Source organism: Pseudomonas sp. BT76 TE3572 (assembly GCF_050435365.1).
Taxonomy (GTDB): Bacteria; Pseudomonadota; Gammaproteobacteria; order Pseudomonadales; family Pseudomonadaceae; genus Aquipseudomonas; species Aquipseudomonas fluorescens_W.
On the sequence record NZ_JBNDKE010000001.1, the window covers coordinates 2,121,329 to 2,134,880 of the forward strand.

The window sequence follows — 13,552 nt, forward strand, 5'->3', positions numbered from 1 at the left end:
AGTTAACGTACGCTAATCACTGTCTAGTCCAAAAATGGGTTTACACCTGTTTCACCCCAACACCTGATACTTCCAGGGTGTTTCACCCCATTTTCAGTTCAACAATCAGCCCGTTTTTTTAAATAAAAAAAGGGAGGGCATTCATGCCCTCCCTTCCTCTTTTCACGCGTCTGCGACAGTACTGATCAGGACCTCAAGTGGCGAGAATGAAGTCTGCGGCAGTGACGGTTGTTGCATCGGCCACACCGACCAGGCGGATGGAATCAGCTATTCCTGGGGCGCTGATCAAGGTATCCGCACCGACATCGGTGATGACGACGGTGCCGGCAAAGGTCGCAGCCGTGACGCCGAACGCGGAAATATCGAGCAGGTCCTGCCCTCCCACCGCGTTGGCATCGAAGCCGATGATCTGATCGACCCCGAAGCCCGATGCGAACATGAAGATATCGTTGCCACTGCTGGCAACCATCACGTCGTTGCCGGCACCGCCAGTGACCGTATTGTTGCCAATACCGCCATCGATAACGTCATTGCCGGCACCACCCAACAATGTGTCGTTACCGTCACCCCCGAGCAGCGAGTCGTTGCCTGCACCGCCATTCAGTGTGTCGTTGCCGCCGTTGCCGGTGAGGATATCGTTACCGCCGCCACCATTGAGGGTGTCATTACCCACCCCGCCGGTGATGGCGTTATTCAACCCGTTACCGTTGCCGACGAAGTTGCCGGCTCCGGAGTAGGTCAGATTCTCGACATCAGCGCCCAGCGTGTAGCTGGCCAGCGAAGTCTGCACGGTGTCCGTACCGGCACCCGCCACCTCGACCACCACGTCTGCGGCTGAATCGACAACGTAGGTATCGTTGCCGGCTCCCCCCACCAACCGGTCAGCACCTGCACCGCCATCGAGGAAGTCGTTACCCACCCCGCCGGTGATGGTGTTTGCCAGCGCGTTACCGGTACCGGTGAAGTTACCGGCGCCCGTATAGGTCAGGTTCTCGACGTTGGCACCGAGCAGGTAGTTCGTCAGGCTGGTTTGCACCAGATCGGTACCACCACCCAGCGCCTCGGTGACGGAGTCACCGACGTTGTCGACCACAAAGGTGTCGTTGCCGGCACCGCCGTTCATGGCATCCGCGCCGAGCCCACCGTTGAGGGTGTCGTTGCCGTCCTCGCCATTGAGGACGTCGTTGTCGTCTCCGCCGTTGAGGATGTCGTTGCCAGTGCCGCCAAACAACTGGTCGCTACCGGCCAGGCCATTCAGCGTATCGTTCCCGCCCAGGCCAGACAGCACATCGTTACCCGCGGTGCCGGTGAGGGTGTTCGCCAAAGCGTTGCCCTGCAGTACCACGCCCTGTATCACCACCGCCGCCGTCGCCGCCGAGGTCACCGACTCGAGCGTGCCGAAGCCATCGGTGTAGCGCACGATCACTCGCAGTTGCAGATTGACCTGCGCCGCACCAGGGGTGAAGGTCGCAGCAGTCGCGCCGTTGATGTTAGTGAAGGACGTACCGACACCTTGCTGCCACTGGAAGCTGAAGGTGCCCAGCCCATCGGCATCGGCAATCCCGGCCGTCAGCGCGGTCAGCACCTGCCCTTGATCCGGTGTCGTATCGCTGATCAGCAACACGCCTGTCGGTGCATCGTTGACGTTGGCCACCGGCCCCAGGACGTTGGATGAAACGCTTTCGGCCGCACCGAAGTCATCCACGTAACTGACCACCACGCGCACTGCCTGGCCGACCTGAGCCTGGCCAAGCGCGAACGTGCTGCCGGTAGCGCCGGCGATGTTGACGAAGCCAGGCCCGTTGTTCGCCTGCCATTGGTAGGTGAACTGCGGATTGCTGAGGCCATCAATGTCGATGATGCTCGCCGGGTTAGCCGTCAACACCTGGTTCTGCACTGCAAGCCCGGTTACGGTCGGCCCTGCAGTCGGTGCATCGTTGACGTTGTCCACCGGCCCGAGGATGTTGGACGAAACGCTTTCGGCTACACCGAAGTTATCCACGTAACCCATCACCACGCGCACTTCCTGGCCGACCTGAGCCTGGCCAAGCGCGAACGTGCTACCGGTAGCGCCGGCGATGTTGACGAAGCCAAGCCCGTCGTTCGCCTGCCACTGGTAGGTGAACTGCGTAGTACTCACGCCATCGAGGTCGACGATGGTCGACGGGTCAGCGGTCAACACCTGGTTCTGCACTGCAAGCCCGAGAACGGTCGGCCCTTCGGTCGGTGTACTGTTCCCGGACGACTCGACGATCTCCAGCGTGCCCTTGGCATCCTGATACACCGCACGGACGCGGATGTTCAGCCCCGCCACATCGTCCGCCACCCGGTAGGTGGCGCCGATCGCCCGCGATACCTCGCCAGCGGCGACAAAGGTGATGTCTTCAAAGACGCCCGATCCAGGAATGTTTTCGACCTGCCAGTAGTAAGCCACTCCGCCGGTCACAGCACCGGTCGGATTGGCCACACTCTGGTTGTCCGCGTCGCGTACCGCCGAATCACTGACACGCAGCAACTGGCCGGCCACAGGCGTTTCATCACGCACACCGGTGGCAGCATCGAGGATTGCCAGATGACCCAATGGGTCGTTGTTTTGGGCGGTCCCCACTCCGGACGGCAGCGCACCGTCAGCGAACTGCAGACGCTCGATGCCCGTCAGACGATCGACGCCATCACGCCCTGCCACCGAGTCGGTCACGATGACCGTGTTGCCATCGATCTCGATACCGTATTCGCCCAAATTACCGGTGAACAACGCGGTGTCGAAGCTGTTATCGCCGCTCTTAATCTCCCGCACAATGACCAGCTGGCCCGGGTTGTAAGTACCGTTCAGCATGAACGGCACCATCGGCTCCATGCTGTCGAACGTGGCGATTTCCGGGCCAGTGCCATCAGCGTTCGCCCGTACGCTGATGCGCACGTTCAGCCACTTGTCACCATCGATGATGTCGTCACCACCGCGACCTTCGATCAGGTCGCTACCGCTACCGCCGAGGATGATGTTGCCGCCGTCGTAGAACGTCGCTCCGGCTGGCAGCAAATCAGCCAGGCCGTTGATCAGGTTGATGTTGGTCAACACACTGCCGGTTGCACCCGCAGTGGGCAGCGATGTGGCATCTTCGCTATCACCGCGCAGGAAGTCACCGTGCGATGAACCCGACAGACCTTCCACGATGTCGAAGCGCACCAGCGCTGAAGCACCCGAACCCGGCACCGGTGGAACATCGAAAAAGCGGTCGCTGTAATCGATGGTCACGCCCTGGGCGAGGTCCTTGAAGGTTGCCCAGTCATAGCCGGAGCCGCCGATATAGCGGTCACCCATGCCAAGACTGCCGACCATGATGTCGTCGCCGCCTTCGGCATTGAACTTGTCGTTCTCGTTGCCGCCGATGAACACATCGTTGCCGATCACCGGGTCATTGCCAGCCGGGTCGAAGTTGTCGCCAGGTGCACCGTCCGAAGTGCCCTTCTCGATCCAGTCGTCGCCTTCGTTACCCATGTCCTGTTCGTTGGCTTTGCTGCCCAGGATGAAGTCGTTGCCCTGGCCACCAATGGCCTCGGAAGCGTCTTCACCGGTGATGATGAAGTCATTGCCGAACCCGCCAATGATCAGGTTGACGCCGTTGCCTCCATGCAGCACGTCGTTGCCGTCGCCACCCTGGATGTTATCGTCGCCACCGAGGTCGGTGATGATGTCGTCGCCGGCGCCACCGCGCAGTTGGTCGTTGCCGTTACCGCCTTCGATGCGATCGTTGCCGGCATCCCCCCAGACCGTGTCATCGCCACCACCCGAGACGAGGATGTCTGCGCCGTTGGTGCCACCCATCACGATGTGCTCGTCACCCGAGTACCGGATGTAGTTAGCGTCCGGCCCCGCGGTCAGCGGATTGTCGCGGAACACCACCTGATCGTTGTTATCGGAAAGCGGATCGGCGTTGCCCAGGCCATCGTTGTACTGCTTGCTCTGGTCCCTTTCCAGATAGAACGCAGGGTCCGAGAACACCAGGCCCGGCAAGTGCGTGGCCGAGGTGTTGGCCATGATCAACTTGGCGAACGAGTTGCTTTCCAGTTCGGCGTTCATCGACAGACCAGCGGTACGTTCCAGGTAGTAGAAGCGGTCACCGTCCTGCAGTTTTTCCAGCTGGTTCTCGAACACGAAGTTGAAGGTCGTGCCGAGCATGCCGCCAAACGGAGTTTTCTCTTCGGCCAGGCCGCCGATCCAGAGGTCAATGGCGTCGACACCCGTGATCGTCACTCCCTTCAGATCGTCGGCAGTCCCCATCACCCCATCCTTGCCGGCGCGCGTTACGTTGGCCCAGGTACCGCTGCCGTTGAGGAAGTCCAAGCGGTCAGACGGCGCATCAACACCACCAAATACCAGCGCCATGGCTGCAGCGCGTTTTTCTGCCAGCGTGTCCGCCGCCGTGATCGTCTCATGCGTGCCATAGGCCGCGATGAAGTTGATCAACGACTCCGGATGTTTGAGATGCTGCACCAGGTCGACCCAGCTGCTGTACGGCTTGAGTTGGGTATCACCGGTTTGGCTGAAGATGTCGCGGCGGATCGCATTGAGCGAGGGAATCCCCACGTCGCGGCCACGGGCGAGGTTGAGCGCCGGCAGGTCGAGCGGCAGACCCAGCAGGTTATTGCGCAGCGCCTCAGTGACGAACTCGTCGATTTCGTTACCGGCCTGGCGAGTCACCCCACGAATAATCGCACTGGTCGCATCCTCTGGCGTCACCCCACTGGCGGCGTACGCCAACGGGTTGAGGAACGCCGCGATCAAGCCGATTTGCTGATTCGGATCACCGTTGTTCGGATCGCCAATCACGTTGAAATTGGCGTCGAAGCGATCGACGGTCTCGGTCAGCATCGAGTGGCCAAACCGGTACACGGTGTGGGCGAACTCGGCGACGATCGAGGCATCGAGGTCGACGTCATAGACTTGGGTCGGTGCGAAGAACAGGTCGACCCTGGGCTGGATGGTCCGCGCAAACTCCTCGAACACCAGGTGCTGATACTGCATCTCGGTGCCGAACTTGGCAGCCTGGAACAAGCGCTCGCCATTCCACACCAGCGCATCGATCTCAGCCTGGTTGACCGGCAAAGCACTCACCGGGTTGAGCAGCCATTCGTTGAGGAAGGCCACGTCATGCGAATCGAGCACGGTGTCCTTGGTCTGTGCGACCAGCCGATTGTGCTCGGAGTGGAAGATCGCATGCACCGCGGTCAGGCCGATGTTCTCGTTGACCCGGCCGTCGCCAGCGATGTAGTGAGCGTCGAGCAGTTCGTTGTCATAGGTCAGGTTGTTACCGCCTGGGCCCGCTGGCTGCGCATTGCCGACATCAGTGTCAGTGTCCGCCTGCAGAACCCCGCCGACGATGACCGGCGCTGCATTGTTGTTGATGTCGACGAGGAACTGGTGACCGGTGCGCACCGCATTGGTCAGGCTAATGGGAGACAGCGGATTGCCTTCGACAAGGACATCATCAGCCGTGCCACCCAGACCGTCCGCACCCTTCATCACGACCATCGGGAAGCCGTTCGGCCCCTTGATGAAATTGCCGTAGGCGTCAGTCGCCAACAACGGGGCGTTGCCGACGTCGGCATCGGTAAGGTGGATACCCAGGATGTCGTTGGCCTGCGCCTTGACCACCTTCCAGGTCGCCATGCCACCGATTTCGGTGTCGTCCGCGGTGCCATACTTGCCATCCAATCCCAGGTCAACGTTAGTGATCAGCCTGCCGGTCGCGATGGGGCCGTTGTCGGTCAGCTCATAACCGCGCAGGAAAACCTGGTGCGACGGGTGCGAGCTGTAGGTCTGGTTTTGATCCACGAACGGCGAGGTGGTGTTGGTGTGCTCATGGATGTCGTCGGCCGTGCCGAGAACGCCATCCGCCCCTGGCAGGTTGGTCGCGCGGGTCAGCACCATGAAGTTGGCGTTGCCGCCTTCCACATACAGCGGATCATCCGGTTGCAGCGGGATGAAAATGGTGCCCGAACCGCCTTTGGTCACCAGGTCCAGACCGTGATCGAAGAACTGCCCGAAGAAGGTCATCCAGGCGTTGAACGGCGCGGACAACCCCGCATCCGCCGTGGTGTTCTCGAACAGGTACACATCGTGGTCGTCGTCAGTACCGAACTGACCATCCATGCCGGGGCTGGCGACTATCCGTACGCCATCCTTGAGCACGTCGTCGTTACCCACCTCGCCGAAGTTGAGCACACCGTCCGCACCCGGGTCGTAAGCCGTGGCATAGGCCGCCGGGTTGTTCGACGTCTGGTCGACGATCAGATTACTGATGGTGCGCGGCTGCGAGTCAAACACAGAGCCGCTGGTCTGCTGGTACGACGATCCCGGAATGGCCGGCGAGCCGGGGCCAAAGAATCCGGCAGGTGCACCTTCCGCCGGATTGAAGACTGGAGTGCTCAAACGCGGGAATGTGTTATCGGCGGCACCAAACTCGGTGTTGTTAATGCCGTTGAGGTTCATCAGGTTGTTGTTCGAGCCATCGACCGCACGCAGGCCCAATGGCGCGCGGATATTCGGGATCAGCGAGAGGATGTCCTGACCGGCCGCGTCTGCCTCGGCAATCTTGATCTGATCAAGAATGAAGTTGAGGTCGGAGCGGACCATGTGAAGGCCCTCGCCACCCGCCGTGGCATCGACGACAGGTGTCGGCGCCGTCGGCACAACCGGCGCGCCGGGAACTACCACAGCCGTCGGCTGCGAGAACACTATTTCAGTCGTGCCATGACCATCCTGGTAGATCGCCTTGACCCGCAGTGACAGCCCGGCAAGGTCCGGGGAGACCTTGAACGAGGTGCCGTCGGCACTTTGGAACGCCAGGTCGCCGGCCGGCAACAGGATGATGTCCTCGAATACGCCGGTGCCTGGATTTGCCTCGAACTGCCAATAGTAGGAAACCGAGGTGTTGTTGACCGTACCCTGCAGATTACCCACCGCGATGTTGTTGGCATCGCGCACACCAGCCATGCTCACCGTCAGTGTGTCGCCCACGGTGATCGCGCCGCCGTTTCCGTCCGTGACGGTCGGCCTGCCCACCGGTTGTGCGTTCAGCCCCGTCACCAGCACTTGCTGGGTATCGGCGAATTGCAGGCGTTCGATATGCAGCAAGGTATCGGTGCCGTCGCGGCCCGCTACGGTATCGGCCACCGTCCAGACATCGTCCGCCACATTGAGCGTGCCGCGGGTGTCACGTGTCACCGTATACTCGGACTGGAGCCCGGAGAAAATGGCGGTGTCGAAGGCCGCCCCGCCCGTCGAGGTGCCGGACATGATTTCTCGCACGGCCTTGAGCTGACCCGGGTTATAGGTGCGGTCCAGCATGAACGGAATCATGTCGACCATGCTGTCGAAGGAGGCGATCTCGGGGCCGGTATGGTTGACGTCGCCAGGGGCATAAACCGCGATTCTGACGTTCAGCCATTTGTCGCCGTCGATCAGATCATCGCCACCACGGCCTTCGATCAGGTCACTGCCATTGCCACCGAGGATGATGTTGCCCGTGGCAAAGCCGGTGGTCGGCAAACCGGCATCGGCCAGAAACTGCTCCAGTCCGTGGATCAACGCCACATTGGTCAGCGCACCGCCCGTGGCACCACCGTGGTTGACGATAGTGACCGCATCAACATCATCGCCTTTGAGCACATCGCCGTATTTCGAACCGGACAAGCCTTCGACCTCGGCAAAACGGTCGAGAATCGAGGCCGGCGAGGCGCCGACCGGATTGAACACCCCGGCGTTCTGGTTTGGCGCATTGCCGTGTGGCTGCGCCAGCGCGGCCAAGGACAGATCAACGGTCACACCAACCCTGTCATTCTTGTAGGTCACCCAGTCGAAACCGGACATACCGTCCATCTTGTCCTGGGCATCGCTGCCGACAAAGATGTCATCGCCACCCTCGCCGATCATTTCATCGAAGCCACCACCACCGACAAAGATATCGTTGCCGACCACATCGTCATTGAGCAACGGCGAGAAGTTATCGCCAGGCGCACCGTCCTGCGTGCCCTTCTCGATCCAGTCATCACCTTCGTTGCCGGTAGGTGGCAGGTTGGTCTTGGCGCCGAGGATGAAATCGTCACCCTGACCGCCGAAGGTCGTGGTGATGTCTTCGGTGGTGACGATGAAATCCTGGCCATCGCCCCCCAGAATCAGGTTGCCTGCAACCAGCATGCTACCGGCCACGATCACGTCGTTACCGGCATTACCTTCCAGACGGTTGTCGCCGAACGAGTCGGTGATGATGTCATCGCCCGCGCCACCCAGTACCGCATCGTTGCCGGCGCCGCCTTCGAGGCGATCGTTACCGCCGTCGCCGTAAAGGGTGTCATCGCCGTCACCGGAGATGATGATGTCATTGCCGGCCGTGCCGCCCAGGACAACATGGTCTTCACCGGTGTATTGCAGATAGTTACTGTCTGCACCCACGGTGTCGGGGTTGTCGCGGATCACCAGCGGCACGATTTCCACGCCGTTGATCATGATGCCGCCCGTCGGATCGGCTTTGCCGTCCACGCCAAGGTTAGTGAACTGATTGGCCTGATTCACTTCGAGGCTGAACGTCGGTGTCAGGAACACGGTGTTCGACAGGTGGGTGACATCGGTGTTGAGCATGATCAGCTTGGCAAAGGAGTTGTTCTCCAACTCGGTGCCGAAGTGCAGTCCCGCGGTACGCGACAGGTAGTAGAAGCGGTCGCCGTTCTGCAACGCCTCCAGCTGGGTTTCAAACACGAAGTTGAACGTCGAGCCGAGCATGCCGCCGAACGGCATTTTCTGCTCGGCGAGGCCACCGACCCAGAAGTCGATGTCGTCCACACCGGTGGTGGTGACGCCGTTGACCATGGCGTAGATGCCCGAACTGTTAAGAAAGTCCAGACGATCCGCTTGAGTGGCGGTAAAGGTACGCTCATCGGCAGTGCCAGCGTTGATCACCGCGCTGCCGCCGAACACCAGGGCAGCGGCGATCGCACGCATCTCCACCAGCGTATCCACGTCGGCCGCAGTCAATGCCCCGTGGGTGCCGAAGGCGGCGATGAAGTTGACCAGGGATTCGGGGTGCTTGAGGTGGTCCGCAAAGTCAGCCCAACTGATGTACGCCTTGAGTTGGCTGTCGCCGGTTGATGCGTACATCTCACGGCGTGCTTCATTCAACGTAGGGATGCCAGTGTCGCGACCACGCGCCAGGTTCAGGCTCGGCAAATCGAGCGGCAGACCGAGCAGATTGTTGCGCAACGCCTCGGTGACGAACTCGTCGATCTCGTTGCCGAGCTGACGGGTCACACCGCGAATGATCGCCCCTGCCGCTTCGTCCGCCGTCGCCCCGCTGCCGGCAAACGCCAGCGGGTTGAGGAAGGCTGCGATCAGACCCATTTGCGAGTCCGGATTGTTCGGGTCAGTGAGGAGCGGATTGAACTCGGGGTCGAAGCGATCGACGGTCTCGGTCAACATCGAGTGACCGAAGCGATACACCACGTGGGCGAACTCGGCGAGGATGGCCGGGTTGATCGAGGTGTCATAGCCGTTGGGGGCAAGGAACCCGTCGATCTGCGGCTGAATGGTCCGTGCGAACTCCTCGAACACCAGGTGCTGGTACTGCATCTCGGTGCCGAACTTGGCGGCCTGGAACAAGCGTTCGCCGTCCCACACCAACGCCGCGATTCCGGCGGGTGTAGTCGGTATCGCGGCCACATCGTCCACCAGCCACTCATTGAGGAAGGCCAGATCGCCGGCGGCAAGGAGGGTGTCCTTGGTTTGCTGGACCAGGCGGTTGTGTTCGGAGTGGAACACATGGTGCACGGTGGTCAGGCCGATGTTCTCGTTCACCCGGCCATCGCCGGCAATGTAGTGAGCGTCGAGCAGTTCGTTGTCGTAGGTCAGGTTGTTGCCGCCCGCGCCCACCGGCTGTGCATTGCCGATATCGGTGTCAGCATCCGCCTGCAGAACCCCGCCAACCACTACTGGCGCGGCATTGTGGGCGATGTCGTCGAGGAAGCCATGCCCGGCGCTCACGGCGCTGGCCAGACTGATCGGAGCATCCCGGTTGCCTTCGACCAGTTGAGTGATGTCATCAGCGGTCCCGGCGATCCCGTCAGCACCGTTGCTGACGCGCATCACCACTTGCGGCATGCCGCTCGGCCCGCGGATGAAGTTGCCATACGCATCGGTTGCCAGCAGCGGCACGCTGTGCACGTCGGCGTCGGTCAGGTTGATGCCGAGAATGTCACGGGCCTGCGCCTTGACCACTGCCCAGGTCGCCATGCCGCCATTTGTGCCGTCGCCATCATCGGCAGTGCCGAACTTGCCGTCGGCGCCAAGATCGCGGTTGGTGATCAAGCGCCCCGTTGCAACAGGGTCACCTGCCGCGTTGAGGACATACTCGCGCAGGAACACCTGATGCGAGGGGTGCGAGCTGTAAGTCTGGCTTTGATCCACGAACGGCGAGGTGGTGTTGGGCTGGCCGTCATCGGCAGTGCCGAGTATTCCGTCCGCGCCGGGGGTATGCACGGCACGTGGCAGCACCATGAAGTTGGTCGGGCTGCCCGGCACGAACAACGGATCGTCCGGCTGCAGCGGAATAAACACGAAGTCGGTACTGCTCTTGGTGACCAGGTCGAGGCCGTGGTCAAAGAACTGGCCAAAGAAGGTCATCCACGAGTTGAAGCCGGCGGTCAGACCCACGTCCGGCGACACGTTGGGGATGAAGAACACTTCCTTGTCGTCGGCCGTGCCGAACACGCCATCCAGACCGGGGCTGATCACCGGGTCTGCACCGCCGTTCGCTGCTACTGCGGCCGGGTTGTTGCCTGTCTGGTCAACGATCAGGTTACTGATAATCCGTGGCTGCGGGTCGACCACATTCCCTGACGCGGCATAAGCCGCTCGATACTGGGCATCAAGCACGCGCAGGAAGGAATTGTCCGCGGCGCCAAACTCGCTTTGCCCGGCGACCAGGTTGTTGTAGCTGCCATCGACGGTGCGCAGGCCGAATGGCACCTGACTGTTGGGTAGCAAATCACTGAGGCTGGCGCCATCGGCATGCGCTTCTGCGATGAAGATTTGCTTAAGGATGAACTCCAGGTCCGACTTGTTGAAATTGGCCATTTTGATTGCCCTCGATCTCTTTGGGGAGAGGACACGGGACGATAAGAATCCGCCCACGCCCAGTCCGGTGCTGGCTTGCGCAGTGTGTTGGTTCTTTTTTTTGGGCGAGCGTTGGCTCGGGAAGGCAGAGCCGTTACACGGCCCCTCCGGGATGCGCGCCTGGAATTCGCAAAGAATGGCTCGCTGAGCGATTAGGCAGAGCGAACCCTAGCCCTGGGTGGGCCATGGAAACTTGAAGTAACAGCGAACTTCCTGAACATCCCCTTCACTGCGCAGTAGAACGAAATCATCGACATGGTGTGCTCCATCGGGAAAATCATCACACCTTGCGTTGCCAAAAAGTTGACAGGCTTCAGGCGAGCGGCTCCCTCAATGACTGAGACTAAAGTTGCATAGCGAAAAATTGTCAATTTTACGACACGCAAAACAGACGACCGGTGACTGACCTCTTAACTGACTGTTTTTATGAGACTTATAGAAAATCATTCGCGACATTAGAGCGAAATGTTATTTCAGATTGTTTCGACGACACCTACGCTGCTGCCATGAGAGCGACGCAGAGATTTTCAGGTGATGCGCCCCTAGAGCGACCAACCTGAGGATCAACCAGCCGCCTGCGGAACTGGATCTGTTAGCTGTTGCGCCGCAAGGGCAAACGGCTTTTCGAAGAGGGGTCACCCAAAATGCACAAACAGTCGAGCACCCGATCAGAGCTGGCCGACGCGCTTTTTCGACTTCGTCGAAGTTTTTACTCGCTGGCAGGGTTCAGCGGCGTCATCAACGTCATGATGTTGACGCCAGCTATTTATATGCTGCAGGTCTACGATCGGGCCTTGGTCAGTCGCAACGTCACAACGTTGACGATGTTGACCATTCTGGTGATAGGCCTGTTCTTGCTGATGGCCACGCTGGAAATGTTCCGCACCCGCGTGCTGATCCGGGTCGGCAACTGCCTCGACATGGACCTCAATCGACGCATTTTCACCGCAGCATTCGAGCGCAACCTGAGCCGCGCCGGAGGTAATCCGGCCCAGGCGCTGCAGGACCTCGCACAGGTGCGTCAATTCCTCACCGGCAATGGCCTGTTCGCTTTCTTTGATGCGCCATGGACGCCGATCTACCTGCTGGTCGCCTACCTGATCCATCCGCTGCTCGGACTGGTCACGCTGATCGGCTCGCTGATTCTGGTGGCCCTGGCTTATCTCACCGAGAAGGCGACGCAAAAGCCGCTGGCCGAAGCCAATCAGGCCGCCCTCTCCTCCGCCAGCTACGCCAACAACAACCTGCGCAACGCCGAGGTCATCGAGGCCATGGGCATGCTGCCGTCGATCGGCAAGCGCTGGTACCAAAGCCATTTGCGCATCCTGGAAATGCAGACCCTGGCCTCCGACCGTGCCGCCCTGATCAGCAGCACCGGGCGTTTCGTGCGTATCACTTTGCAGTCGTTGATCCTCGGCGCCGGCGCGCTGCTGGCGATCGAAGGCAAGATCACCCCCGGGATGATGATTGCTTGCTCGATCCTCACCGGCCGCGCGCTGGGTCCGGTGGAACAAGTCATCGCGTCCTGGAAGCAGCTGCTTGGCTGCCGTTCGGCCTGGGGTCGGTTGAATGAAATGCTCAACGACTATCCGCGCCGGCCACCGAGCATGTCGCTGCAACGGCCGCTGGGCATGCTGGCGGTGGAGAATGTGTATGCCGGTTCCCCCGGCACCAGCAACACGATTCTGCGCGGGGTGACTTTCAACCTTTCCCCCGGCGAAAGCCTTGGCATTATCGGTCCATCCGCCTCGGGCAAATCCACCCTCGCTCGCCTGTTGGTCGGCGTCTGGCCGGCACAGGCCGGCAAGGTGCGCCTGGACGGCGCAGACATATTCACCTGGAACAAGGGCGAACTTGGCCCCTGGCTCGGCTACCTGCCGCAGGACGTGGAGCTGTTCGAGGGCACCATCGCCGACAACATTGCGCGCTTTGGCGAAGTGGACAGCGACGCGGTCATCCGCGCCGCCAGGACTACTGGGGTGCACGAGATGATCCTGCGTTTGGCGCAGGGTTATGAGACCCGTCTGGGCACCGATGGCAGCCCGCTTTCCGGTGGCCAGAAACAACGCATCGCCTTGGCCCGCGCGCTGTATGGAGAACCCAATCTGATCGTGCTGGACGAGCCGAACGCCAACCTCGACGACGTCGGTGAAAAGGCTTTGGTCGATGCGCTGGCCCAACTCAAAAACCGCGGCGCCACCGTCATTCTGATTTCCCACCGTCCCAATGTGCTCTGCGCCGTCGATAAGGTGCTGATGCTGCGAGACGGTGGCGTGCAGATGCTCGGCACTCGCGACGAAGTATTCGCAGCGCTGCGCAAGGCCAGTGTGATGCCTGCAGGCGCGTCAACTCCGCTGGCCTCCGTCAAAGCACGGGAGTAACCGA

2 protein-coding genes are annotated in these 13,552 nt (G+C 60.8%); one reads left to right on the forward strand and one right to left on the reverse strand.

The features are described from left to right. Positions 1-193 precede the first annotated feature (193 nt). A complete protein-coding gene (locus ABH912_RS09750) occupies positions 194-11,128 on the reverse strand; it encodes a peroxidase family protein (protein ID WP_429510537.1) in 10,935 nt (3,644 codons plus the stop codon). 683 nt (positions 11,129-11,811) lie between these two features. Here ABH912_RS09750 and ABH912_RS09755 point away from each other — a divergent pair. After that, positions 11,812-13,548, forward strand: coding sequence for a type I secretion system permease/ATPase (locus ABH912_RS09755; RefSeq protein WP_033059940.1), 1,737 nt, complete (start codon positions 11,812-11,814; stop codon positions 13,546-13,548). Positions 13,549-13,552 lie beyond the last annotated feature (4 nt).

Bases quoted from the DNA above. Each gene is read 5' to 3' on its own strand.
- ABH912_RS09755 (WP_033059940.1), top strand. From the start codon at position 11,812: ATGCACAAACAGTCGAGCACCCGATCAGAGCTGGCCGACGCGCTTTTT.
- ABH912_RS09750 (WP_429510537.1), bottom strand. From the start codon at position 11,128: ATGGCCAATTTCAACAAGTCGGACCTGGAGTTCATCCTTAAGCAAATC.